This window comes from Rhodobacter sp. SY28-1 (assembly GCF_005222785.1).
Classification (GTDB): domain Bacteria; phylum Pseudomonadota; class Alphaproteobacteria; order Rhodobacterales; family Rhodobacteraceae; genus Tabrizicola.
The window spans coordinates 308,105-332,796 of record NZ_STGH01000001.1 but is presented as its reverse complement, the minus strand read 5'-3'; the positions used below and the strand labels follow the sequence as shown (position 1 = coordinate 332,796).

Genomic DNA, 24,692 nt, shown 5'->3' with positions numbered 1-24,692 from the left:
CGACACACCTGTTACGTGCCGCACTTGGTGTCGATGTCATTGTGAAACGCCCCTTTCCGTTTGTGACCCTGTCATTCAAGACCCTGCTGGTCGCCCTCTTGGCGGTCGACTGCGCCTTCATCACGGCCAACCTGCTGGCTGCGATTGCCGTCAATGCGGCATTGATCGACCACGTCCCCCTGTGGCTGAAGATCACCGAAGACCGCGAGCCGCCCGAGGATTTCAACTACCTCAAATGGCTGGTCATCCTCGCGGCGCTGCTCTGGATGGCAATCCGCGACCGCTGGCTTGCCCCCGCCCTCTGGGCGCTGGTCTTCGCAATGATCTTCTCCGATGACGCCTTCCAGCTGCACGAGAACCTGGGCGAATGGGTGTCGACCTCGTTGAGCATTTCTGACGGCGCGTTTCTCTATGGCAGAGACGTAGGTGAGATGCTGGTCTTCGGCACGATGGGGCTGATCACGCTTGCTATCGTGTTCTTCCTATTCACCCGACCCGATGCGCCGACGCGGCAGATGAGCTGGCGCTATCTGGTGATTGTGTTGTGCCTTGGCACCGTCGGAGTTGCAGTCGACGCCATACACTCTGTCCTTTCCCATCTGACCGGGGGCGACCTGTTCGGAACACTGACCCGGCAAGCGCTGGGAATGATTGAAGACGGGGGCGAGATGCTGGTCGGCAGTTTCGCCGTGGCGCTGACGCTTGCTGGTGTCCCCGCCGTGTCCGCCCATTCGACCGCCGATCGGCTGGATGACAGCCCGGACCGACAGACCCTTTAGGTCGCCGGCCCGGCTTCATTGATCGGATCAGACGATTTCCGTCTCGACCTCGATGTTGCCCTTGGTCGCGTTCGAATACGGGCAGATGAAATGGCCGCGTTCGGCGATCTTCTCTGCCACCGCCCGGTCGATGCCTGGCATGCTGACCACCAGCTTCACCTTCAGCCCGAACCCGCCGTCTGACCGCCCGCCGATCCCGACATGCGCCGTCACGGTCGCAGTTTCAGGCACGGTGCCCAGCTTCTCGCTGCCCGCTGCAAAGCGCATCGCGCCCAGGTAGCAGGCGCTGTAGCCCAGCGCGAACAGTTCTTCCGGGTTGTGACCAAGACCGGATCCGCCCAGTTCCTTCGGGCTGGCATGGGTCACCGTCAGCTGGCCGTTCGCCAGGCTGGCAACGCCATTGCGCCCGCCGCCGGTTGCCTTCGCTTCTGTCCAGTACTTCACGTCAACGGTCATGTTCTCTATCCTTCTAATGCGATTAAATCGTGCACGATGCTTAAGTGGCAGCAGCCCGGGCTTCTGTCAAGCGCTTGCTTTTATATCGCGCGCGATATATTAATGTTTCATGACCCTCACGCCGTCCGACATGCTCTGCTTTGCGCTGCATTCCGCTGCCCATGCCGTGCATGCGGCCTATGCGCCGCTCTTGCAGCCGCTGGGTCTCACCTATCCGCAATATCTTGCCATCTCGGCGCTCAATGCCACCGACGGGCTGACCGTCAGCCAGCTGGGAGCCGAGCTTCGACTGGAATCGAACACGCTGACCCCACTGCTCAAGCGGATGGAATCGGCAGGCTGGCTGACCCGCAGCCGCGACACCCGGGATGAGCGTCAGGTCCGCCTGCGCCTTACCGACGCAGGGCGGTCCCTGGCAGCGCAGACCGCCTTGGTCCCGCGCGCCTTTGCCGAAAAGACCGGGCTTCAGCAGTCCGAACTGGCTGACCTGCGCGACATCCTTGCCGCGCTGCGCGACCGGCTGAAACCGGCGAAAGCTTGACGGGGCGTTAACGCCCCCTCTCAAGTCCTTGATCTTGCTGGACTGGACTTTTTGTCCACGGTGGACAGATCAGGCGCTGCGCCCACGCTCGATCCGCAGGAACTGCACCAGCCGGGACGCACCCGAGGTGCCCCTTGGCCGCAACCAGGTATCCTTGGGTGTCCGGGACAGTCGCAGAAAATGCTTCACGCGGCCCCCACTCGTCCGGGCGCGGTGATCGGCAAGATGACGGCTCATGCTATCCTCCCAGGCTTCAGCATTGCCGCCAGCATGCACCCGAATCGCCGGTTTCCCTACAGTGATCCACTGTCCGCCAGCATCAAACCGCCGAAAATCCGTTGTCGACGAACAACTGGGCTCCGTTGACGAACTCGGCATCGTCCGACGCCAGATACAGCGCCGCCCGCGCCACGTCCTCAGGCTTGCCCATCCGACCCTGAGCCGCAGCAATCGCCGCGTCCGAAACGTCGACCCCGTATTTCATCAGCCCCTCGACCTCCCGGTTGCCATGCGGCGTCTGGATGAACCCCGGGCAGACCGCGTTGCAGCGGATGCCCCGATCCCGAAACTCCACCGCAATCGCCCGCGCGAACATGTGGCACGCCCCTTTCGTCGCGTCATACAGCACCTCGTTCGGCGTCGCATAGACCGCCGAGATCGACGAAGTGCAGACAATCGACCCCCCGCCGTTGGCCAGCATCTGCGGCAGCACGGCGCGGGTCATCAGGTACATCGACTTGACGTTCACATCGAACAGGAAGTCCCAATCGGCCTCTTCCGTCTCCAGGAACGGCTTGATGACAATTGTACCCGCATGGTTGAACAACACGTTCACCGGCCCCAGCGCCGCAGTCACCGCCGCCACCGCCGCCTCGACCTCAACCTTCGACGACACGTCGGCCTTGGCAAACGCCGCCTTGTGCCCTGCCACCGTCAACTCGGCCACCAGCGCCTCCCCGGCCTCCACATTGCGGTCGATCACTCCGACCGCCGCGCCCTCTGCCGCGAACAGCCGGGCCGAGGCTGCGCCCATTCCCGTCGCCCCGCCCGAAATGATCGCCGTCTTGCCCTTCAGCCGGTCCATGCTTCCCCCCTCAGCCGCCCCACCGCCCAGCGCGCCGCATCCGCAACCGCCGGGTCGTCGTCCTCAACCAGAACCGCCGCCGCCTCGCCAAGCTGCGGCAGGCCCGAGTTTCCAATCGCATAAAGCACATTCCGCACGAATCTGTCGCGCCCGATCCGCTTGATCGGAGACTCTGCGAACCGCGCCCGGAACCCGGCGTCGTCCAGTGCCGCCAACTCGGCAAGCTCGGGCAACCCGTGCTTCGGACGATACCCGATCTCCCGCGCCGCCACGGCGAACTTGTTCCAGGGGCAGACCGCCAGACAGTCATCGCACCCGTAGATTCGGTTGCCCATAAAGGCCCGCAGCTCTGTATCTACAGGCCCTTTGTGTTCGATGGTCAGATAGGAAATGCAGCGCCGGGCATCCAGTTGATACGGCGCGGGAAACGCGCGTGTCGGGCAGATATCCAGGCAGGCCGTGCAAGTCCCGCAATGGCTGACTTCCGGCGCATCCGGCTCCAGCTCCAGCGTGGTGAAGATCGCCCCCAGGAACACCCAGTTCCCCAGATCGCGGCCCAGAAGGTTGGTATGTTTCCCCTGCCACCCCAGCCCCGCCGCCTGCGCCAGCGGCTTCTCCATCACCGGAGCCGTATCGACAAACACCTTGATCTCGCCGCCAGCCTGTTCGATCAGCCAGCGCCCCAACCGCTTGAGCCGCCGCTTGACCAGGTCGTGGTAGTCCTTGCCTTGCGCATAGACACTGATGACCCCCCGGTCCCGCTGCGCAAGTCCCGCCAGCGGGTCCCCATCGGGAGTGTAGGCCTCCGCCAGTATGATGACCGACCGCGCCTCGGGCCACAGCGCCGCCGCCGACCCGCGCCATTCCTCCCGGTCGGCCATCCAGCCCATCTGCCCATGCCGCCCGGCATCCAGAAACGCCCGCAACCGCCCCGCCGCCTCCGGCACCGCGTCCGGACGGCAGATGCCCACTTTCACGAACCCTTCCTCCAAGGCCCGCGCCTGCACCTTGCGCTTCAGAAGGTCTTTCTCTTCTGCAAAGATCCCGGGGGTTCGGGGGTTGGCCCCCGATCCGCCGCCGGCCTCAGAAGTCGAGGTCGGCATAATGCGGCGCCGGCGGAAAGCCCGAGATCTGGTCCGCCAGCAGGGGCCGGAACGACGGCCGCGACTTGATCTTCGCGTACCAGTCCTTCAGCACCGCATGTCGGTTCCAGTCAACGTCGCTGATGTAGTCCAGGCAGCTCAGATGCGCCGCCGCGGTGAAATCCGCCAGCGTCATCGCATCCCCCGCCAGCCAGCGCCGCTGGTCCAGAAGCCAGGCCATATAGTCCAGGTGATACTTGATCCTGGTGGAGCCCAGCTTGACGTTCTTCGAATCCGGGTAGCCCTGGCCAGTGACCTTCTTGTTCACCCGCTCGTACAACAGCTTCGACGTCACCTCGTGGTGAAACTTGTCGTCAAACCAGGCACATAGGCGCCGCACCTCGTACCGGCCATCCGCGTCCTTCGGCATCAGCGGCACTTGCGGCGCGATCTCCTCCAGATATTCGCAGATCGCCTGGCTTTCGCTCATCACCCGGTTGCCCATCTTCAGGATCGGCACCTTCCCCGCCGGGTTGCGGCGCAGGAAATCGGGCGAGGGCTCCCAATACCGCTCCTCGACCAGCTCGGCCTCGATCTTCTTTTCCGCCAGCGTCAGGCGCACCTTGCGGCAGAAGGGCGACAGCGGGACGTGATACAGACGGTTCGAGGGTCGGTTCATCGGGCGGAGATCTCCGGTCTTCCCCTTCATTGCCGCGCCGGGGGCTGGAATTCAATCCCCGGCCCGCGTCAGCCTTCGAAACAGGCGGATCTTCCGTCCGCGGCAATGGTTTCCGCCCCCGCGATGATCGCCCGCGTCCGGCTGCGGACAAAGCTTGATGGCTCCGAGGCACTGCGCCCTTTTGGGTCCGGCAACACCGCCGCCAGCCGCGCCGCCTGCAGGGCCGACAGATCCTTGGCATCCACCCCGAAATGGTGCTGCGCCGCCGCCTGGATGCCAAAGACGCCCTCATCGAACTCGGCCACGTTCAGATAGACCTCCAGGATGCGCTGCTTCGACCAGACCAGCTCCACTGCCGGGGTCATGATCGCCTCCATCGCTTTCCGCACCCAGCTGCGACCGTGCCAGAGGAACACATTCTTCGTCACCTGCTGGCTGATGGTCGAGGCGCCCCGATTGCTGCCCTCCTCGATGGCCTGCCGGATGGCCGCCATGTCGAAACCCCAGTGATTGCAGAAGTTTGCATCCTCTGCCGCCACTGCCGACCGCCCCATCACCGGGGCAATTTCCTCCCAACTGACCCAGTCCTTCTCGATCCCGCCCAGCCGCCAGGATTCCCCCAGCTGATAGAGGTTGATCGGGGGCGGCACGAAGGCGAACAAGAGGATCAGCACGGCATAGAAGCCCGCAACCGCACCAAGACCACGCAACAGCCACTTTGCGCCCCGGTGCAGCCGCGAGACGGGCGCGGGCGGCGCGGCCTCGACGCGCGGCTTCCGTTTTCGCGCGGTCCCGCCCGGCTTTGCCGCGGGTCTATTGGCAGATTTCTCGGTCATGCAGACACATGGACGCAGCCGCAGCGCGCCCGTCAAGCCAGAAGTCGTTCAGAACGCGTCATGTCCGGCGGGCTGATCCAGTGCCGCCTCAGGGATTTGACCCTGCATGTCGATCAGCGCGTCTTCGGTGTCCGGATCAAGCCGGGTCCAGAGAATCTTCGGGGAGCCGGGCATCCCGGTCAGCTTTTCCACCACCCGGTCACGGCCAAGAAGCCTGACCCGCATGCCGACCGCCGCCCCGCCCTTGCCCAGCGCCTTGGTCGCCTCCTGCAGGAACTTTTCATCCAGTCCGACCGCACCAAGCTGCGCCGCCAGCCCCTTGGCACCCGGTTGCGGCTTGCGGCGATCCAGAAACAGAAGGCCGATCATCGCGCCCCAACGTCCACCGCCAAGCGGGTTGCCGGTCGCAAGATCGATCGACTGGTTGATCCCGACCCGGCCCGACGCATCGCGCGTTACGACCACAATATCCTCCGCTTCAGTCCCGGCCGCCCTTTGGAAGACGGCAAGCGCCTGACCGGCGGCAAAAGCGGCATTCTGCGTGCGGTAGATGGCAAGGATCAGGTCGGACACGTCACGCACTCCATGCTCGGGTCGGTGCCCCTGTATCTAGGCGCCCGCGAAATCCCGCAACAAGCGGAATCCGCGCCGCAAGCGATTTTGGCCCGGCCCAGACCAGTCTGCCCGTTCGGGGACCATTTGATCTTGACCCGCTGTGGATCGGGCTGTTCCCTGCCGCTGGCCGCGACCCGCCGGTCGGCGCCGATGCAAGCAGGGGGAGGTCAGACCAGTGATTTCGCGCAGTCATTCCACGGGCGGGACGGTGTCCGAGGCGGTGTACTCCGATTGCGAACGCTATCGCTACCTCCTGACGCGGACATGGGGGCAGGGGCCCAAGGCCCTGTTTGTCATGCTGAATCCGTCCACGGCAACCGAGGTTCAGAATGATCCGACGGTGGAACGCTGTCAGCGTCGCGCCGTGGCGCTGGGGTATGGGGCGTTCCGGGTGACGAACATCTTCGCCTTTCGCGCCACCGACCCCTGGGTCATGCGGGCCGAGGCCGATCCGGTCGGCCCTGCGAATGACGCCGCCATCCGGGACAGCGCATCCTGGGCCGACACGGTCCTGTGTGCCTGGGGCAATCATGGCCTGCACCTTGACCGGGGCGCTGCCGTCACCGACCTGTTGCGGCAGACCGGCGTGCCGCTGTTTCACCTTGGCCTGACCGGCCAGCAGCAGCCGCGCCATCCGCTCTATGTAGGCTATGACCAGCAACCCCAGCCCTGGTAGCTTTACGCGGTGACCAGCCGGATATCGGCAAGATCGACCGGCGCACCAGTCACGACCGCGACCTTTGCGCCATCAAGGTAGATCACCTGGCCTTGCCCGCCGTCATCCGGCCCCATCGTCAGGACCGGATCGGAATGCACCGACGGGTCATAGACAATGACCAGCCGATCGTCGGCAGGGTCATAATCGGCGATATGGGCAACTTCGGGCTGATCCAGCCAGTCCTGAAGGACGAAGTCATCCTCGCCATCGCCGCCGGTTGCGTAGTCCCCGGCGCCGACAAAGATCTGGTCATTCCCCGCGCCGCCGTTCAGGAAATCGACCTGTTGCGCGTCAGGGTCATCTTCCAGACCGGACATCCAGTCGTCACCCGCGCCGCCGTCCAGTTCGTCCACGCCCTGTCCGCCGATCAGCGTGTCATTGCCGGTTCCACCCGCGAGCCAGTCGTTATCGTCACCGCCATCCAGCCAGTCATCATCCTCGCCGCCCAGCAGCGTGTCAGTCCCGACACCGCCCGTCAGGCTGTCATCGCCTTCGCACCCCGCAAGGCTGTCGTTGCCCGCGCCGCCCGTCAGCGCATCATCGCCCGCCTGGCCGATCAGGCTGTCATTGCCTTCATCCCCCCAGACGGAATCGTCGCCATCACCGGCCCAGACAGCATCGTTGCCGTCCCCCGCCTCGATCCAGTCGTCCCCGCCCCGGCCGTCGATCAGATCAGACCCGCCGAAGCCGTAGATGTCGTCGTCGCCCCCCTGACCGGACAGGTTGTCGACAATGTCACCGCCCTTTAGCGTCAAAGGGTCATCCGTCTGATCCGGAGTGTCGTCGGACACCGGCACCCCAGGCTCGCCCACGATACCATCGAGCAAATCGCCGTTGTCTTCAGCATCATCTTCGGGGCCGGGCGGCAGGTCGGAATCGTCCTGTTCATTCCGATCCTCGTCCCGACTGAACATCAGGGCATCGGCAGCGATGCCGGCCATCAGGGCCCCGAACAAACCTAGCACCGCAAGCAAACCGGACCACTCCACAACACCGGGACAAACTTGAGCCCAACCATGGATCCAATACGTTAACCAACTGTTAACGAATGAAAACCTCGTCGAGAAATACCACGCCAGTGGATTTGGACAAAGCCCTGTTCGCAAGTCCGTGGCCGGATTTTGCGTTCATGGTTAAGGCCGGTTTATCTCGTCCCACCCAAGCCCCTTTCCTTTCCCGGCATTTCCGCCTATACGCCCGCATCCGCCTGAACGCGGAGCCTCCAAGGGCCTTGCTGGACGACATCCCGGCTTGCGCCATAACTCTTTTGACAGGAGATCCCGATGTCGATCACCGTTGAAGAAAAAGCGAAGCTGATCAAGGAATACGCGACCAAGGAAGGCGACACCGGTTCGCCGGAAGTCCAGGTTGCGATCCTCTCCTCGCGCATCGCCACCCTGACCGAGCATTTCAAGGGCCACAAGAACGACAACCATTCGCGTCGTGGCCTTCTCATGCTCGTCGCCCAGCGCCGCAAGCTGCTGGACTACCTGAAAAAGACGGACGAAGCGCGGTATTCCTCGCTTATCACCCGCCTCGGCCTGCGCCGCTAATCCCGGCCAAAGGTTTCGCGAACGCCCGTACCGAAAGGTGCGGGCGTTTTGCATTGCCCGTGCCGCGCGACTATATGGGGGCAAACGGAGGGTATCATGGCTGACGACAAATTCCCCGGCTGGCACGGCACGACGATCCTCGCAGTCCGCCGCGGGGGCGAGGTCGTCGTCGCAGGCGACGGCCAGGTCTCCCTCGGCCAGACCGTGATCAAGGGCACCGCCCGCAAGGTCCGCCGCCTCACCCCCGGCGGGCACGAGGTCATCGCCGGGTTCGCCGGATCGACCGCCGACGCCTTCACCCTGCTGGAACGGCTTGAGAAGAAGCTTGAAGCCGCCCCTGGCCAGTTGGCCCGCGCCTGCGTCGATCTCGCCAAGGACTGGCGGATGGACAAATACCTGCGCAACCTCGAAGCCATGCTGATCGTCACCGACGGCAAGGCTTTGTTCGTCATCACTGGCGCCGGGGACGTGCTGGAGCCGGAACACGACGTCGCCGCCATCGGGTCCGGCGGCAACTTCGCCCTCGCCGCCGCGCGCGGGCTCATGGCCACCGACCTCGATGCCGAAACCGTTGCCCGCAAGGCGATGGCGATCGCTGCGGACATATGCGTATATACAAATGGGAACCTGACGGTCGAGCGGATCAGTCCGCCGAAGGCCTGACCTTCAGCCCTGACCCATCTCTTTCTTCACCTGCATATAGGCTTGCAGGACGGCGTTCATCCGGGTCTGGTAGCCCGGCCCCTGCGCCTTGAAGAACTCCAGCACTTCGGGGTCAACCCGCAGCGAGATCAGCTTCTTCCGCGTCTGTTCGGGCAGCACCGTGTCGGTCCAGTCCCCTGCGGTCAGCACCTCTTCCACCTGGTCATCGCTGCTCAGCATCAGCGGGCTGCTCAGCGCGCGCTTTTCGGCAATGCTCAGCCGTTTCGGACCTTCGTCAACCATTCACAACTCCCTCGGACGACTGGCACTTCTGCTCTGGTTCGTGTTCTTTTACAGTCACTTCTGACCCGAAGCGCATATCAATACGAACTGTAGCTACACATTTCGCGCGTATATACTGCGGGTACATACCAATTTACCTGACTTGGTTTGCAGCCACAAACCCCTTATCTGTGCACTGACAGTTTCCCGCCGAAGAAGGCCGATGATGACCCCAGAAGACCTGCGCGCCGGCGTTGCTGCCGGGATATTAAGCGAAGCCCAGGCCGCATCGCTTTCGGCCCTTGCAAACGACCGCGCGGGCAAGCGCGCCTCCCTTCCGTCAGAAGACGAGCCGTTCGAGTTCTTTCGCGGCTTCTCGGAAATCTTCATCTCGGTCGGTCTCGTCATCCTGCTCAGCGGAGTGGCCGCGCTTCTTGCAGCTTTCGGCGGCTTTGCCCTTCTGACCCTGGTCCCGCTGGCCTGTGCCGCCATCGCCTGGTGGTGGGCCGGCTACTTCACGCTCAAGCGCCGGATGACCCTGCCCTCGATGGTCCTCGCCAGCGCCTTCGGCGTCGGGATCGTGATCTTCACCTTCACCGCGCTGGCCCAGACCGGCCTTGACGAACGCATGATCGCGATCCTCGGCTTTTCCGCCTCTGCCCTGGCGCTTGTCGCCTGGTATCAGCGCTTCCGCCTGCCGTTCGCAGCCTTCCTGACGGGTGCCGCCGTACTGGCCGCCGTCTATTCGATCACCGCCTCGGCCGCGAATGTTGTCGGCCTCGTCGGGACGGGCGGCTACCAGGCGCTCTTCGACCTTGGCGAAAGCCCGGCCTTCGCCACCGCCACGCTCCTGTTCGGGATCGGAGCTTTCCTGACCGGCATGTGGTTCGACACCCGCGACCCGCACCGCCTTGGCCGTCACTCGGCCACCGCCTTCTGGTGCCACCTCCTTGCCGCGCCCGCGCTGGTCAACACTGTGGCCGTCACCCTTATGAACGGCGGCGGCACCGGCCTTCTCGCCGTGGCACTGATCCCGATTGCCCTTCTCGCCCTGGTGATCGACCGCCGCAGCTTCCTCACTGCCGCCATCGCCTACATCGCCATCGTCATCGGCTGGGTGATGGGCGAAGGCGGCGGAACCAGCTGGATCTTCGTCCTTCTCCTGCTTGGGGCGTTCATCACCGCCATCGGCACCTGGTGGGTGCAGTTGCGCGCCGCCGTGATGCGCCTGCTTCCCGACTTTCCCGGCAAATCCCGCCTGCCGCCCTATGGATCCACCGAATGACTGACCTGACCCCCCGCGAAATCGTCTCCGAGCTTGACCGTTTCATCATCGGCCAGCGCGAGGCAAAGCGCGCGGTTGCTGTGGCGCTGCGCAACCGCTGGCGGCGCAAGCAGCTGGGTGATGACCTGCGGGACGAGGTCTACCCGAAAAACATCCTGATGATCGGCCCCACCGGCGTCGGCAAGACCGAGATCAGCCGCCGCCTTGCCCGGCTGGCCAAGGCGCCCTTCCTGAAGGTCGAGGCCACGAAATTCACCGAGGTCGGCTATGTCGGCCGCGACGTGGATTCCATCGTGCGTGATCTGGTCGACGTGGCGATCAACGACACCCGCGCCCGGATGCGCGACGACGTGAAGGCAAAGGCTCAGAAGTCCGCCGAGGATCGGGTGATCGACGCCATCGCCGGCAAGGACGCCCGCGACCAGACGCGCGACATGTTCCGCGCCAAACTGAAACGCGGCGAGCTTGACGACACCATGATCGAGATCGACGTTGCCGATGCTGCCCCCGCGATGCCCCTGGGCTTTGGCATGCCCGGGATGGAACAGCAGATGCAGGGCCTGCAGGACCTGTTCAAGGCGTTCGGCGGCCGCTCGACCCGCAAGCGGATGACCGTGGCGCAAAGCTATGAGGTGCTGATCGGGCAAGAGGCTGACAAGCTTCTCGACGACGAAGCCGTGCGCGCCGCCGCTTTGGAGGCCGTGCAGGAAAACGGCATCGTCTTTCTGGACGAGATCGACAAGATCTGCGCCCACAGCGATGCGCGTGGGGCCGATGTCAGCCGCGAAGGCGTCCAGCGCGACCTTCTGCCGCTGATCGAAGGCACGACCGTCAGCACCAAGCATGGCCCGGTCAAGACCGACCACATCCTCTTCATCGCCTCCGGCGCGTTCCACATCGCCAAACCCTCGGACCTTCTGCCCGAACTACAGGGGCGCCTGCCAATCCGCGTTGAACTCGCCCCCCTGACCGAGGATGACTTCGTCCGCATCCTGACAGACACCGACAACGCCCTGACCCGGCAATACGCAGCCCTGATGGCGACCGAGGAGGTGCAGGTCACCTTCACCGCGGACGGCATCGCCGCCCTGGCCCGCATCGCCGCCGAGGTGAACCGAAGCGTCGAAAACATCGGCGCCCGCCGCCTTTACACGGTGATGGAACGTGTCTTCGAAGAGCTGTCCTTCAACGCCCCAGACCGCTCCGGGCAATCAGTAACGGTGGACGCCGCTTTCGTGGAAACCAACATCGGCGCGCTGTCCCGTTCGGCGGATATCTCAAGATACGTGCTGTAGGTCGGGCTTCAGCCCGACTTCCTTCGACAGACGCGCCCGCACGGTCGGAACCATCCAACCCCTACACGGGAAATCCCGATCCACGGATGTAGGTTGGGCATCGGCCAGCCCTTCGACGTTCCGCAAGTACGCTCACGTCGGAACATCCCTCTCTGCCCTTACGGAACGCCGTCCGTCGCACGGGACACCCTGACCTCCGTATTTGCCCATCTCCCAAGTACTCCCGCCTGAGGCAGCAAACCTTGCCGCCCTCCCGCCGCCAATGGCCAGGCACCACGCCGAAACCCGCGTCCCCTCTCCCTTTGGGGGAGAGGGTCAGGGTGAGGGGGCTGCCTGTGAAATTCCTAACACCCGGTAAACGCCCACATCCAACCCACTGAAATCAAACGCTCTCCCCAGACCGCCCAGCGTGGACAGCCCCCTTCCCCGGCCCCCCGCAACCCGATACTCTCCCCGCACTCAAGGGGGCACGATGACCGAAGACACCGTCACGCCGATGATGGCGCAGTATCTGGAAATCAAGGCCCAGAACCCCGGCGCGCTCCTCTTCTACCGGATGGGCGACTTCTACGAGATGTTCTTCGACGACGCCGTTGCGGCCGCCGCGGCCCTCGACATCGCCCTGACGAAGCGCGGCTTCCACTTGGGCGAGCCCATCGCCATGTGCGGCGTCCCGGTCCATTCCGCCGAAGGCTACCTCCTCACCCTGATCCGGAAAGGCTTCCGCGTCGCCATCGCCGAACAGCTGGAAGACCCGGCCGAGGCAAAGAAGCGCGGCTCCAAGGCGGTCGTCAAACGCGACGTCGTCCGCCTCGTCACCCCCGGCACGCTGACCGAGGATTCCCTCCTCGAAGCCCGCCGCCACAACTTCCTCGCCGCCTTCGCCGAGGTCCGCGACCAGGCCGCCCTCGCCTGGGCCGACATCTCCACCGGCGAGTTCCGGGTGATGCCCTCCTCCCTCACCCGCCTTGGCCCCGACCTCGCCCGCATCTCCCCCCGCGAACTTCTCCTGTCCGAAGCGCGCGAGGCCGACATCACCCGCCTCATCGACGCCACAGCCGTCACCCCCCTCTCCCGCGGCAGCTTCGACTCCACCAACGCCGAGCGCCGCCTCTGCGACCTCTTCCACGTCGCCTCCCTCGACGCATTCGGCACCTTCGACCGCGCCGAAATCTCCGCGATGGGCGCCCTCATCGACTACCTCCACCTCACCCAGCGCGGTCGGATGCCTCTCCTCCGCCCACCCGTCAAGGAGCCCCTCGGCGGCACGATGCAGATCGACGCCGCAACCCGCCGCAACCTCGAACTGACCCAGGCCCTGTCCGGCGGCCGGGAAGGCTCGCTCCTCGCCGCCATCGACCGCACCGTCACCGCAGGCGGCGCTCGCCTCCTCGAACGCCGCCTCTCCTCGCCCTCGCTCGACCTCCACATCATCCACGCACGCCAGGCCGCCCTCGACAACCTCCTCGAAACTCCCTCCCTCCGCGACCAGCTCCGCGAGGCGCTGCGCCGCGTCCCCGACATCGACCGCGCCCTCTCCCGCCTCGCGCTCGACCGCGACGGCCCCCGCGACATGGCCGCCATCCGCGCAGGCCTCGAACAGGCCGGCCGCATCGCGCAACTCCTGACCGACACCCCACCTCTCCTGGCCGAAGCCGCCCAATCCCTCCTCGGCCACGACCAACTCGTCGGCCTCCTCACCCGCGCCCTCGTGACTGAGCCCCCGCTCCTCACCCGCGACGGCGGCTACATCGCCCCCGGCTACGATCCCGAACTCGACGACACCCGGGCCCTGCGGGACGAAGGCCGCGGCGTCATCGCCCGGATGCAGGCCGACTACATCGAAACCACCGGCGTCGCCTCCCTGAAGATCAAGCACAACAACGTGCTGGGCTATTTCATCGAGACCACGACCACCCACGAAGACCGCATGCGCGCCATGCCGGAGCTTTTCATCCACCGCCAGACCACCGCCGGACAGGTGCGCTTCACAACCCTCGCCCTTTCCGACCTCGAAACCCGAATCCTCAACTCCGCCAACCACGCCCTCGAAATCGAGAAACGCCATTACACCACGCTCAAAGCCGAAATCCTCGACCACTCCGCCCCCATCGCCCTCGCCGCCCGCGCCCTGGCCGAGATCGACCTCGCCGCCGCTTTCGCCGACCTCTCCGCCGAGGAAGGCTGGTGCAAGCCCGAGGTCGACGACAGCCGCGCCTTCCAGATTGCTGCAGGCCGCCACCCTGTCGTCGAACGCGCCCTCCGCAAGGACGGCCAGCCCTTCGTCGCCAACGACTGCGCGCTCACCGACAAGGACACGCCCGCCATCTGGCTGCTGACCGGCCCCAACATGGCCGGCAAATCCACCTTCCTAAGGCAGAACGCGCTAATTGCGCTCCTGGCCCAGGCAGGCTCCCACGTCCCCGCCACATCAGCCCGCATCGGCCTCGTCTCTCAGCTTTTCAGCCGGGTCGGCGCCTCGGACGACCTCGCAAGGGGCCGCTCCACCTTCATGGTCGAAATGGTCGAAACCGCCGCCATCCTGAACCAAGCCGACGACCGCGCGCTGGTGATCCTGGACGAAATCGGCCGCGGAACTGCCACCTACGACGGCCTTTCCATCGCCTGGGCCACGCTCGAACACCTGCACGAGGTCAACCGCTCCCGCGCCCTCTTCGCCACGCATTACCACGAGATGACGGCGCTTGCGGGCAAGCTGCCCGGCGTGAAGAACGCCACCGTCACCGTCAAGGAATGGGAAGGCGAGGTCATCTTCCTGCACGAAGTCCGTGAAGGCGCAGCCGACCGCAGTTACGGTGTGCAGGTCGCGCGCCTTGCGGGCCTGCCGCCCTCGGTCATCGAACGGGCCAAGGTCGTGCTCGACGCGCTGGAAAAGGGCGACCGCGAGGGCGGCAAGCAGGCCACGCTGATCGACGACCTGCCGCTGTTCCGCGCCGCACCGCCCGCACCTCCGCCGCAAAAGCAGAAGGTCTCAGTCGTCGAGGACATTCTGAAGGAGGTACACCCCGACGAGTTGACCCCGATGGATGCCCTCCGGCTCATCTACGACCTGAAGCAAGCCGCTAAAACTTAACTAAAATTTCGCTTTCTCTTCCCGAAATATCCTCGGGTGGGGTCCGGGGAGGGCAGACAGCCCTCTCCGGGGGTGCGTCCAGGATCAACCGGGGTTCGACGACACCCCGACCTGCGCCGGGCGCAGCAGGCGGTCGTGCAGCAGGAAGCCTTCCGTCGCCACCTGGATGATCTGCCCGGCCTTGGTTCCCGGCAGCGGGGCCTCGAACATCGCCTGATGCAGCTGCGGGTCGAACTGGTCCCCGACGGCGGGCGAGATCATCGTGATCCCGTGCTTCGTCATCACGTTGGTCAACTCGCGCAGGGTCAGCTCGACGCCCTCGATCAGCGCCGCCGAAGCCGCCCGAGACTCCTCCGGGATCGCCTGGATCGCCCGGTTCAGGTTGTCGTAGACCGGCAGCAGGTCCCGCGCCAACCGAGTGCCACCATACATCTCGGCCTCTTTCCGGTCCCGCTCGGCCCGCTTGCGCGAGTTCTCGGCATCCGCCAGCACCCGCATGAACTTGTCGCGCAACTCGTCACGCTCGGCCTTCAGGGCCTCCAGCTCATCCACTTGCGGTTCAAACTCTTCCAGCTCCACCTGCGAGGCGGTGGGTTCTTCCTGCGACATTGCGCTTCGTCCTTCTTCAGCCCTTGCCGCGGTCACTGACCAGGCGGCCCACCAGCTGGGCGGTGTAATCGACGATCGGGACGATACGGCCATAATTCAGCCGAGTCGGTCCGATGACGCCCACCGCGCCGATGATCTTCCGATCCGCGTTCATATAGGGAGAAACCACCAGACTTGAACCGGAAAGTGAGAAAAGCTTGTTCTCTGACCCGATAAAAATGCGCACACCGTCGCCGGCCTCGGTCAGGTTCAGGAATTCGGCGATGTCCCGCTTGCGCTCCAGGTCGTCGAACAGCACCCGGATGCGGTCAATCTCTGCCTGATCCGCCACGCCGTCGATCAGGTTCGACCGGCCGCGCACGATCAGCCGCTCCGACGGCTCCCCGGCATTTTCCCACAGGGCGAGGCCGCTTTCCACCATCTCGCGCGCCAGCGAGTCGATCTCCTGCCGTCGCTGCGCGATCTCGTTGACGATCCGCGCCCGCAGTTCGGACAGCGTCAGCCCCTCGGCCAGCGCGTTCAGGAAATTCGCCGCCTCGCGCATCGACGACGGCGTCTGCCCCGGCGGCGGGACGAAGATGCGGTTTTCCACCTGCCCGTCGGCAAAGACCAGCACCACTAGCGCCCGGTCCGGCCCCAGACTGACGAACTCGATATGCCGGATCGCCGCTTCCCGCTTCGGCGCCAGCACCACGCTCGCCCCCCGGGTGATGACCGAAAGCGCCGCCCCGACCTCATCCAGCAGGGTCGTCACGTCGTGGTCGTTGACGCCCAGGGTGGCGTCGATCTTCTCCTGATCCTCCGGCGCAACTTGGCCGACCTCCAGCAGGCTGTCGACGAAGATCCGCAGCCCGGCCTGGGTCGGTATTCTGCCAGCCGAGACATGCGGGCTGTCCAGCAGCCCCAGATATTCCAGATCCTGCATGACATTCCGCACCGTCGCGGCAGAGACCTTTTCCGACAGCGTCCGGGTCAGCGTCCGCGACCCAACCGGTTCACCTGAGTTCAGATAGCCTTCGACGACGCGGCGAAACACTTCGCGCGTGCGGTCGTTCATGTCGGACAGGATCGGCTGGCTGGTCATGGTAATCGGGGTTGCATCCTTCGGCCTTGGTTGCATATGTGGCCGCATCCCAAGGAAAGGTTCGGCGATGCGCCCGTCAGGCAGAAAACTAAGCGATCTACGGGCGGTTTCAATCGAAACCAGCGTGATGAAGCATGCCGAGGGCTCTTGCCTGATCAAGATGGGCGAAACCCATGTCCTGTGTTCCGCCACCATTGAGGACAAAGCTCCCCCCTTCCTGAAGAACACCGGCCAGGGCTGGGTGACCGCGGAATATGGGATGCTGCCCCGCGCCACCAACTCCCGCACCCGGCGTGAGGCGGCAGCAGGCAAGCAGTCGGGCCGGACGCAAGAAATTCAACGGCTTATCGGTCGTTCCCTGCGCGCCGGAGTGGACCGGCAGGCCCTTGGCGAGCGTCAGATCGTCATTGACTGCGACGTCATCCAGGCCGACGGAGGCACCCGCTGCGCCTCGATCACCGGCGGCTGGGTCGCGTTGCGTCTTGCGGTAAACAAGCTCCTGACCTCCGGCGTCATCACCTCGGACCCGATCCTGGATCACGTTTCGGCAGTCTCCTGCGGCGTCTATGCCGGCCAGCCCGTCCTCGACCTCGATTACCTTGAGGATTCGGCCGCCGGGACCGACGGCAATTTCGTCATGACTGGCGCGGGCAAACTGATCGAAGTCCAGATGTCCGCCGAAGGTTCCGCCTTCAGCCAAGACGAACTCCTCCACCTCCTCGACCTCGCCCGCCAGGGCAATGCGGCGCTGGTCGCGGCGCAAAGAGCAGCCCTGAGGCTGTAATGCTGCACCGAGGGGATCGCCTTCTCGTCGCCACGCACAACTGTGGCAAGCTTGAAGAGATCGCCGATCTCCTCGCCCCCTTCGACGTGACCGTCTTGGGCGCCGGAGACCTTGGCCTCCCCGAGCCCGAGGAAACTGAAACCACCTTCGTCGGCAACGCCCGCCTGAAGGCCCACGCCGCCGCCAAAGCTTCCGGCCTCATCGCCCTCGCAGACGACTCCGGTCTTTCCGTCGACGCCCTTGGTGGAGCCCCTGGCGTCTTTACCGCCAACTGGGCCACCACTTCAAAAGGTCGCGACTTCAAGGTTGGCATGGAGCGTGTCTGGCGCGAGCTGGAGGCGATGCACGCCCCCGAACCCCGCACCGCCCAATTCTGCTGCACTCTCGTTCTCGCCGCGCCAGATGGCCAAGACCTTGTCTTCGAAGGCAAATCCCCCGGCCGCCTCGTCTGGCCCGGACGTGGCGAGCAGGGCCACGGCTTCGATCCCATCTTCATGCCTGACGGCTACACCCAGACCTTCGGCGAGATGGACCGCTGGGAGAAGAACCGCCTCTCGCACCGCGCCGACGCCTTCCAGAAACTCGTCGTCGCCCTGTTTCCCTGATGGAGGACTGGCGCCACGCCGGCTTCGGCCTGTATATACACTGGCCCTTCTGCCAGTCGAAGTGCCCCTACTGCGACTTCAACAGCCACGTCGCCGCCCGCATCGACCAATCCCGATGGCTTCAGGCCTTCGAGCGTGAAATCGACCGCATCGGCGCGCTCACTCAGGGCCGCATCCTCAACACCGTCTTCTTCGGCGGCGGCACCCCCTCGCTGATGGAAGCCACCACCGTCCAGGGCATCCTCGACCGCATCCGCGCCACCTGGACCCTTGCGAATGACATCGAAATCACCCTTGAAGCCAACCCCGGCAGCGTCGAGGCCGCCCGCTTCGAGGGCTACGCCAAGGCAGGCGTCAACCGGGTTTCTCTTGGAATCCAATCCCTTGACCCCGAAGACCTCCGCCGCCTGGGCCGGATGCACACGGTGGGTGAGGCCGCAAGGGCCATCGCCATCGCCCAATCCGTCTTCGACCGCGTCTCCATCGACCTGATCTACGCCCGCCAGAACCAGACCCTCGCCGCCTGGCGCGACGAACTCCACCGCGCGCTCGACTTCGGCACCTCGCACCTCTCGCTCTACCAGCTGACCATCGAGGATGGCACCGTCTTCGGCCAGATGCACGCGAAGAACCTCCTCAAGGGCTTGCCCGAGGAAGATCACTCCGCCGACATGTTCGAACTGACGGAGGAAATCACCCGGGCCGCCGGACTCCCCGCCTACGAGGTATCGAATCACGCCCGCCCCGGAGACGAATCGCGCCACAACCTGATCTACTGGCGGATGGGTGACTACGCAGGAATCGGTCCCGGCGCCCACGGCCGACTCACCCTTGATTCGGCCCGATTCGCCACCGAGGCAGAACGTCAGCCAACCCCCTGGCTTGACCGCACCCTCGCCCGTCCCGGCTCCGCCGAAACGACCGACAGACTATCGCCCGAAGACCGCGCCGCCGAGTACCTGATGTTCGCCCTGCGCCTGAGGGAAGGCGCATCTCTTCAACGCTTCGCTGCCCTCGCCGGGCAACCGCTCGCCGAAAATGCGCTCGCCGAAGTCGAAACCCTGGGCCTCCTCGCCCGCGACGGAGACCGCATTTCAACGACCGATCACGGCGTCATGGTGCTGAACGGCATCCTCCGCGCTCTGCTGGCTGACCGACAAAGCGCGGGCTAATCAGTCTTCATCTGGTAGCTGCGACAGAATACGGCACAACCTGTCGAGATCATCCAGCGAACCATAGCGGATCACCAGTTCTCCGCTTTCCCCACCCGAGGCATGCTCGATCCGCACCGGCATCTTCAGGTTGGCGGAAAGGTCCCCTTCCAAGGCCCGCGTGTCTGCGTCTTTCTCCGATCCCTTGGCAACCTTCGGCGCCGTCGGCTTGACCGAGTCCTGCGCCTTCATCAGCCGTTCGACTTCGCGCACCGACAGCCCCTTGGCCGCGACCTGCGCCGCCAACTCGCTGGCCTTCGGGCTGCCGATCAGCGCCCGCGCATGCCCCGCCGACAGCTTCCCGTCGCGGACCAGATCCTGCACATCGTCAGGCAGAGTCAGCAGCCGCAACAGATTCGCGACGTGGCTACGGCTTTTCGAAAGTGCCTCGGCCAGTTTCTCCTGCGTGTGCCCGAATCGGGTCATCAGTTGACGAAAGCCGAGCGCCTCTTCGATGGCGTTCAGATCCGCCCGCTGGATGTTCTCGATGATCGCGACTTCAAGCACTTCGGTGTCGGTAAAGTCCCGCACTACAACGGGAACTTCGTGCAGTTGCGCCATCTGTGCAGCGCGCCAGCGACGCTCTCCAGCGACGATTTCATAGAGGTCACGGCCCGGTTTGCGGCGCACGATAAGCGGCTGAATCACGCCCTTCTGCCGAATCGAATCGGCCAGCGACTCAAGCTCATCCTTCCGGAAATCAAGCCGCGGCTGTTGTGGGTTCGGCTCAAGCTTGTCCACCGGAAGGTGCATCTCGGCCTTCCGAGGTGCCGCCATGTGTTCCGGGCCAGCCAAATGAACATCCGCCATCAGGGCAGACAAGCCACGACCAAGGCCTCTCTTTTCGGTTTTCGACATGCTCAGGCCTCTGAAACTTCTGGGGTTTTGCGCCGGTCGGCAATTTCCTTCGCCAAGGCACGATAGGCCTCGGTCCCCTTTGAACTGGGGTCGTAGGTCAGGACTGGCAGCGCATAGGACGGTGCTTCACTGATTCGCACATTGCGCGGAATCGTCGTCTTCATGACCAGGTCGCCCATGTTGGCCCGGGCATCTGCTTCAACCTGAGCCGTCAACCTGTTGCGGCGGTCGTGCATCGTCAACACTACCCCTTCGATTCGCAGGTCGGGATTCGCCGACCGTCGCACATCGCGAATCGTCAGCATCAGCTGCGACAGACCTTCCAGCGCGAAGAACTCGCACTGCAGCGGAACAAGCACCGAGTTGCAGGCAACCAGCGCGTTCACAGTCAGCAGGCTGAGCGCCGGGGGGCAATCGATCAGGATGTAGTCAAAACCATAGGCGTCCATCTCTGGCCGCCGCAGCGCGTCGTGCAGCAAGTAACTGCGCTTTTCGTTCGAGACGATGTCCAGGTCGGCAGAGGACAGGTCGGCATTTGCGGGGATGATCATGACATCCGGGATGCCTGTCTCCAGCACAACATCCTGTAGGTCCGCTCCATCGACAATCAAATCGTAGCTCGTCTTCTTCCGCGCATCCGGCCGCACACCCAGACCAGTGGACGAGTTCCCCTGCGGATCGATGTCGACCAGCAGCACTTTCTTCCCCAGTTCTGCAAGGCCCGCAGCCAGGTTGATCGCAGTTGTCGTCTTGCCAACTCCACCCTTCTGGTTCGCAAGAGCGAGGATGTGCGGGTGCGTTGAGTTAGTGTTGGACACGATGGATATCCCTGATCACAAGAATTGCTGCGCCCGCTTCGGACAGGCTGGGCTTGATGTCAACGTCGAACGCCCAAGTCTTGCGTGCCTCTGCAATCTCATCCTGAAACCGTGCGCCTTTCGGAAAGATCGCGGTGCCGCTTTTCGACAAGTGAGTCTCGACGAATCCAAGAAGCGCAGTGAGAGGCGCAAGTGCCCGTGCTGAAAGGACATCGGCGTGGAGCGGGCTCACTGCCTCGATTCGCTTGCTGAGAACAGTAACTGGCAAGGCCAATGCCTGTGCTGCTTGCCGAAGGAATGTCGCTTTGCGAAGATCTGACTCGACAAGCGTGACACGCAAGTCGTGCTTCGCGCTTTTCGCAAGAATAGCGACAACAATCCCCGGAAAACCCCCACCAGAGCCAAGGTCGACCCAAGTCTGCGCCGATGGAGGGCAAAGTGAGAAGATCTGAGCCGAGTCAAGGATGTGTCGCTGCCAGAGGTTGCCAACTGTAGTTTTGCTGACAAGGTTGATTGCTGGCGTCCAGCGCTGAACTAGATCTTCGTAGGCTTTCAAAGCATCGAATGTTTCACGTGAAACATCGACGCCCCCGACCGAAAGCTGTTCGGCATCAGTCATCCGGCAAGCCGCTCTGACGTCTTGCGCAAGTGCGAAAGCACTAGAAGAAGCGCTGCCGGTGTAACACCTTCGATCCGTGATGCCTGGAGAATCGAATCAGGCCTCGCGCGTGAAAGCTTCTGCTTCAGCTCGTTCGACAGGCCGGAGATCCCGCCATACTCGAAATCCCCGGGAATTCGCTGTGTTTCCTGGCGGCGCAAATCCGCAACTTCCTTCGCTTGCCGATCCGAGTACTGGTCATAGGTCGAATCGATCTGGAGCTGGGTGAGGACGTCAGGGTCCAAGTTCTGGTAGGTGCGAAACGCCTTTACTACAACATCCAGATCGACCCCCGGCAGGGACAGGACGTCATAGGCTGTCCGCTTGCCACCGTCCCTGCTGACTGCAATTCCGGCATCGTTCAGCGCTTTCGGTCCGATCGTGACGCCCAACAGCTCCGCCCGTCCGGACTCCAGCGCTTCCAGCTTTGCGTCAAAGGCCCTGCGGCGCGCACCAGAGATGCAGCCCAAGGTCAACCCTACCGGCGTCAGTCTGCGGTCTGCGTTGTCCGCCCGCACAGTCAGCCGGAACTCGGCGCGAGAGGTGAACATGCGGTAAGGCTCGGTCACTCCGCGCGACGTCAGGTCATCGATCATCACGCCGATGTAGCTTTCCGTGCGGCTGAACTCCACCGGGTCAAGCCCACTAGCAGCAGCTGCTGCATTCAGGCCAGCTACAATCCCTTGTGCCCCAGCCTCCTCATACCCTGTTGTCCCGTTGATCTGGCCAGCAAAGTACAAGCCGGCCACCGCGCGGGTTTCAAGTGTTCGGTGCAGGCCGCGCGGATCGAAGTAGTCGTATTCGATGGCATAGCCAGGCTGCAGGATTTCAGTCCGCTCAAGCCCTGGAATCGTGCGGATGTAGGCGTGCTGAACCTCTTCGGGCAGCGAGGTGCTCAGGCCATTCGGATAGACAGTATGGTCGTCCAGCCCCTCAGGTTCCAGGAAGACCTGATGCGACGTCTTGTCGGCAAAGCGCACCACCTTGTCCTCGATCGACGGGCAATAGCGCGGGCCCACGCCTTCGATGTGACCCCCATACATTGCGGAGCGGCCAAGGTTGTCCCGCACGATCTGGTGGGTCGCCTCAGAGGTATGGGTGATTCCGCAAGAGATCTGCCGCGCCTCCGGCACCCGGTTCAAGAAGGAAAACACCGACGGAACCTCATCCCCAGGCTGGCTTTCCAGCCGCGCCCAGTCGATTGTCCGGCCGTCCAGCCGCGGTGGGGTGCCTGTCTTCAGCCGCCCCACGGGCAGCGCCAGATCCGCCAGTTGCGCCGCGAGCAGCTTCGACGGCGAATCACCCATCCGACCACCTGACATCCGCCGGTCGCCGATGTGAATCACCCCGTTCAGGAACGTCCCGGCCGTCAGAACGACCCGGCCCGACGCCAGTTCCACGCCGGAGGCGAGAACGACTCCCGCCACCGAACCGCCAACCAGCTTCAACCCAGCGACTTCGCCCTCGATCACGTCCAGCCCCGGCGTCGCGAGCAATTCGGCCCGCATCGCCTCCCGATACAAACGCCGGTCGATCTGCGCCCGCGGCCCCTGTACGGCAGGCCCCTTCCGGCGGTTCAAGAGGCGGAACTGGATCCCCGCCTTGTCCGCCATCCGCCCCATGACCCCATCCAGCGCGTCGATCTCGCGCACGAGATGGCCCTTCCCCAGCCCGCCAATCGCCGGGTTACAGGACATCGCGCCCAGCGTTTCTACGCGCAGCGTCACCAGGGCTGTCGACACCCCCATCCGGGCTGCAGCAGCAGCAGCTTCAGCGCCCGCATGGCCGCCGCCGATCACGATGACGTCGTAGTGTTTCACGTGAAACCCTCACTTACCGATGCAGAAGCTGGCGAAAATCTCGCCCAGCAGGTCGTCGACATCCACGCGGCCGACCAAGGCATCCAGTGCCCGGACCGCCTGCCGCAGATGCTCCGCCGCCAGCTCGACGCGCGAGTCAGGTCTTACCACTTCCGCCCGTGACTCGGCCAGAGCGGCAATCGCTGTTGTCACAGCCACGCGATGCCGTTCGCGCACCAACGCGCCTGCCGACCCGACGCGTTCGCCCAGGATTTCGCCGATCCGCGCCATCAGTTCTGGCACACCGAGTCCGGTCTTGCCCGACACAGCCAAACCAGACCAACCAGATTTGGTGTCCGCTTTTCCAAGAACCACCAGATCGTCGCCCGTTGGCTCCAGCGGCAGAGGCGACCCATCGGTCAGGAACAGCCGCAAATCCGCCGCCTCGGCCCTGGCCAAGGCCCGCTCGATACCGGCGCGTTCCAGCCGATCCTCGGTATCTCGCAGGCCCGCAGTGTCCAGGACGGTCACCGGCAGCCCGGCGATTTCCATCCGCACCTCGATCACGTCGCGCGTCGTCCCGGCAATCTCCGACGTGATCGCCGCTTCGCGCCCCGCAAGCTGATTGAGCAGCGTCGACTTCCCCGCGTTCGGCGCGCCGACAATCGCCACCTCGAACCCGTCCCGGATCCGCTCTGCCGCAGCAACCCCCGCCGCCTCGCGCCCGAGGTCCGCCATCAGCCCGTCGATCAGCGCCAGCACCTCGGGCGAGACGTCCACCGGCACGTCCTCATCGGCGAAATCAATCGTGGCCTCCATCAATGCCCCCGCCCGGATCAGATCGCGGCGCCAGCCCTCGACCTTCTGACCCACGGACCCCGACAGCACTCGCACTGCCTGCCGCCGCTGCGCCTCGGTTTCGGCGTCAATCAGGTCGGCCAAGCCCTCGACCTGCGCCAGGTCGAGCACGCCGTTCTCCAGCGCCCGCCGGGTGAACTCCCCAGGCTCAGCCAGCCGCAGCCCCGGCTGCGCAGACAAGGCCCGCAGCACGGCAACCACCACCGCCGGGCCACCGTGGCAGTGCAGTTCCACCACCATCTCGCCAGTGAAGCTCGCCCCCTCGGCAAAGGTCAGCACCAACGCCTCGTCCAAAAGCACGCCGTCCCAGACCAGCCGCCGCAGCCCCGCCACCCGCACCGCTGGCAGCGTTCCACAAAGCGCAAGACCGGCCGCCACCGCGTCCGGTCCCGAGATCCGTACCACGGCGAGGCCCGACCGACCCCGCGCCGTGGCGAGGGCATAGATCGTGTCCATCGCCTGCGGCC

At 64.5% G+C, this 24,692-nt stretch carries 27 protein-coding genes; 11 read left to right on the top strand and 16 right to left on the bottom strand.

Annotation, left to right across the window (positions count from 1 at the left end; all coding sequences use genetic code 11):
* The first annotated feature begins 62 nt into the window (after positions 1–62).
* A complete protein-coding gene (locus E8M84_RS01635) occupies positions 63–779 on the top strand; it encodes a hypothetical protein (protein ID WP_137109434.1) in 717 nt (238 codons plus the stop codon).
* 27 nt (positions 780–806) lie between these two features.
* On the opposite strand, the gene E8M84_RS01630 is transcribed toward E8M84_RS01635, so the two are convergent.
* Entirely contained in the window at positions 807–1,235 is a 429-nt protein-coding gene (locus tag E8M84_RS01630; RefSeq protein ID WP_137109433.1) for an organic hydroperoxide resistance protein, read from the bottom strand.
* Between the two features lie 109 nt (positions 1,236–1,344).
* Between E8M84_RS01630 and E8M84_RS01625 the strand changes: the two genes are divergently transcribed.
* A complete protein-coding gene (locus E8M84_RS01625; RefSeq protein WP_137109432.1) occupies positions 1,345–1,776 on the top strand; it encodes a MarR family winged helix-turn-helix transcriptional regulator in 432 nt (143 codons plus the stop codon).
* 69 nt (positions 1,777–1,845) lie between these two features.
* Here E8M84_RS01625 and E8M84_RS21365 read toward each other — a convergent pair whose 3' ends face one another.
* The 6 genes from E8M84_RS21365 to E8M84_RS01600 form a co-directional block, all read right to left on the bottom strand.
* Positions 1,846–2,013: a hypothetical protein gene (locus E8M84_RS21365; RefSeq protein ID WP_170971819.1), complete on the bottom strand. Its 168-nt coding sequence runs from the start codon at positions 2,011–2,013 to the stop codon at positions 1,846–1,848.
* Between the two features lie 82 nt (positions 2,014–2,095).
* Positions 2,096–2,860 (bottom strand): SDR family NAD(P)-dependent oxidoreductase, encoded by a 765-nt coding sequence (locus E8M84_RS01620; RefSeq protein WP_137109431.1) that lies wholly within the window; start codon positions 2,858–2,860, stop codon positions 2,096–2,098.
* Entirely contained in the window at positions 2,848–3,879 is a 1,032-nt protein-coding gene (queG, locus tag E8M84_RS01615; protein WP_240790322.1) for a tRNA epoxyqueuosine(34) reductase QueG, read from the bottom strand. Before queG ends, E8M84_RS01620 begins: the two co-directional genes overlap by 13 nt.
* 64 nt (positions 3,880–3,943) lie before the next feature.
* Positions 3,944–4,621, bottom strand: coding sequence for a glutathione S-transferase family protein (locus tag E8M84_RS01610; RefSeq protein WP_137109429.1), 678 nt, complete (start codon positions 4,619–4,621; stop codon positions 3,944–3,946).
* A 68-nt stretch (positions 4,622–4,689) separates the two neighbouring features.
* A complete protein-coding gene (gene mtgA / locus E8M84_RS01605; protein WP_137109428.1) occupies positions 4,690–5,457 on the bottom strand; it encodes a monofunctional biosynthetic peptidoglycan transglycosylase in 768 nt (255 codons plus the stop codon).
* Between the two features lie 48 nt (positions 5,458–5,505).
* A complete protein-coding gene (locus E8M84_RS01600) occupies positions 5,506–6,030 on the bottom strand; it encodes a DUF1269 domain-containing protein (RefSeq protein ID WP_137109427.1) in 525 nt (174 codons plus the stop codon).
* Positions 6,031–6,247: 217 nt separating this feature from the next.
* On the opposite strand from E8M84_RS01600, the gene E8M84_RS01595 reads away from it, so the two are divergent.
* The gene (locus E8M84_RS01595) at positions 6,248–6,748 is read left to right on the top strand and encodes a DUF1643 domain-containing protein (RefSeq protein ID WP_137109426.1); all 501 of its coding nucleotides are present in this window, start codon (positions 6,248–6,250) and stop codon (positions 6,746–6,748) included.
* Positions 6,749–6,750: 2 nt separating this feature from the next.
* Here the strand turns inward: E8M84_RS01595 and E8M84_RS01590 are convergent, their stop codons facing one another.
* On the bottom strand, positions 6,751–7,731 hold the full coding sequence (locus tag E8M84_RS01590; RefSeq protein WP_137109425.1) for a calcium-binding protein: 981 nt from the start codon (positions 7,729–7,731) through the stop codon (positions 6,751–6,753).
* 342 nt (positions 7,732–8,073) lie between these two features.
* On the opposite strand from E8M84_RS01590, the gene rpsO reads away from it, so the two are divergent.
* Both rpsO and hslV read left to right on the top strand, forming a co-directional pair.
* The gene (rpsO, locus tag E8M84_RS01585; protein ID WP_137109424.1) at positions 8,074–8,343 is read left to right on the top strand and encodes a 30S ribosomal protein S15; all 270 of its coding nucleotides are present in this window, start codon (positions 8,074–8,076) and stop codon (positions 8,341–8,343) included.
* A gap of 96 nt (positions 8,344–8,439) precedes the next feature.
* On the top strand, positions 8,440–9,006 hold the full coding sequence (gene hslV, locus E8M84_RS01580; protein ID WP_137109423.1) for an ATP-dependent protease subunit HslV: 567 nt from the start codon (positions 8,440–8,442) through the stop codon (positions 9,004–9,006).
* Positions 9,007–9,009: 3 nt separating this feature from the next.
* Here hslV and E8M84_RS01575 read toward each other — a convergent pair whose 3' ends face one another.
* Positions 9,010–9,288, bottom strand: a complete 279-nt coding sequence (locus tag E8M84_RS01575) for a BrnA antitoxin family protein (RefSeq protein WP_137109422.1) — start codon at positions 9,286–9,288, stop codon at positions 9,010–9,012.
* Positions 9,289–9,493: 205 nt separating this feature from the next.
* Between E8M84_RS01575 and E8M84_RS01570 the strand changes: the two genes are divergently transcribed.
* The 3 genes from E8M84_RS01570 (at position 9,494) to mutS (ending at position 14,941) form a co-directional block, all read left to right on the top strand.
* Positions 9,494–10,552: a hypothetical protein gene (locus E8M84_RS01570; RefSeq protein ID WP_240790259.1), complete on the top strand. Its 1,059-nt coding sequence runs from the start codon at positions 9,494–9,496 to the stop codon at positions 10,550–10,552.
* Entirely contained in the window at positions 10,549–11,847 is a 1,299-nt protein-coding gene (gene hslU, locus E8M84_RS01565; protein WP_137109420.1) for an ATP-dependent protease ATPase subunit HslU, read from the top strand. The genes E8M84_RS01570 and hslU overlap by 4 nt, the downstream gene beginning before the upstream one ends.
* A 472-nt stretch (positions 11,848–12,319) precedes the next feature.
* Positions 12,320–14,941, top strand: a complete 2,622-nt coding sequence (gene mutS / locus E8M84_RS01560; protein WP_137109419.1) for a DNA mismatch repair protein MutS — start codon at positions 12,320–12,322, stop codon at positions 14,939–14,941.
* Positions 14,942–15,025: 84 nt separating this feature from the next.
* Here the strand turns inward: mutS and E8M84_RS01555 are convergent, their stop codons facing one another.
* Positions 15,026–15,550, bottom strand: coding sequence for a nucleotide exchange factor GrpE (locus tag E8M84_RS01555; protein ID WP_137109418.1), 525 nt, complete (start codon positions 15,548–15,550; stop codon positions 15,026–15,028).
* A gap of 16 nt (positions 15,551–15,566) precedes the next feature.
* Positions 15,567–16,634 carry a heat-inducible transcriptional repressor HrcA gene (gene hrcA, locus E8M84_RS01550; RefSeq protein ID WP_137109417.1) on the bottom strand — a complete coding sequence of 356 codons (1,068 nt, stop codon included), beginning with the start codon at positions 16,632–16,634 and terminating at the stop codon, positions 15,567–15,569.
* A 67-nt stretch (positions 16,635–16,701) separates the two neighbouring features.
* Here hrcA and rph point away from each other — a divergent pair, with 67 nt between their 5' ends.
* The 3 genes from rph to hemW are packed head-to-tail and all read left to right on the top strand — an operon-like array spanning position 16,702 to position 19,195.
* A complete protein-coding gene (gene rph, locus E8M84_RS01545; RefSeq protein ID WP_137109416.1) occupies positions 16,702–17,418 on the top strand; it encodes a ribonuclease PH in 717 nt (238 codons plus the stop codon).
* On the top strand, positions 17,418–18,023 hold the full coding sequence (rdgB, locus tag E8M84_RS01540; RefSeq protein WP_137109415.1) for an RdgB/HAM1 family non-canonical purine NTP pyrophosphatase: 606 nt from the start codon (positions 17,418–17,420) through the stop codon (positions 18,021–18,023). The genes rph and rdgB overlap by 1 nt, the downstream gene beginning before the upstream one ends.
* Positions 18,023–19,195: a radical SAM family heme chaperone HemW gene (hemW, locus tag E8M84_RS01535; protein WP_137109414.1), complete on the top strand. Its 1,173-nt coding sequence runs from the start codon at positions 18,023–18,025 to the stop codon at positions 19,193–19,195. The genes rdgB and hemW overlap by 1 nt, the downstream gene beginning before the upstream one ends.
* Here hemW and E8M84_RS01530 read toward each other — a convergent pair whose 3' ends face one another.
* From E8M84_RS01530 to mnmE, 5 genes are read right to left on the bottom strand one after another with little or no spacing between them, the layout of a single operon-like run.
* A complete protein-coding gene (locus tag E8M84_RS01530; protein ID WP_137109413.1) occupies positions 19,196–20,092 on the bottom strand; it encodes a ParB/RepB/Spo0J family partition protein in 897 nt (298 codons plus the stop codon).
* A gap of 2 nt (positions 20,093–20,094) precedes the next feature.
* Positions 20,095–20,910 (bottom strand): ParA family protein, encoded by an 816-nt coding sequence (locus E8M84_RS01525; RefSeq protein ID WP_137109412.1) that lies wholly within the window; start codon positions 20,908–20,910, stop codon positions 20,095–20,097.
* Positions 20,897–21,529 (bottom strand): 16S rRNA (guanine(527)-N(7))-methyltransferase RsmG, encoded by a 633-nt coding sequence (gene rsmG, locus E8M84_RS01520; protein WP_137109411.1) that lies wholly within the window; start codon positions 21,527–21,529, stop codon positions 20,897–20,899. The genes E8M84_RS01525 and rsmG overlap by 14 nt, the downstream gene beginning before the upstream one ends.
* Positions 21,526–23,388, bottom strand: a complete 1,863-nt coding sequence (gene mnmG, locus E8M84_RS01515) for a tRNA uridine-5-carboxymethylaminomethyl(34) synthesis enzyme MnmG (protein ID WP_137109410.1) — start codon at positions 23,386–23,388, stop codon at positions 21,526–21,528. Before mnmG ends, rsmG begins: the two co-directional genes overlap by 4 nt.
* A 9-nt stretch (positions 23,389–23,397) precedes the next feature.
* Complete coding sequence (mnmE, locus tag E8M84_RS01510) at positions 23,398–24,681, bottom strand: tRNA uridine-5-carboxymethylaminomethyl(34) synthesis GTPase MnmE (protein WP_137109409.1); 1,284 nt, start codon at positions 24,679–24,681, stop codon at positions 23,398–23,400.
* Positions 24,682–24,692: the final 11 nt, after the last annotated feature.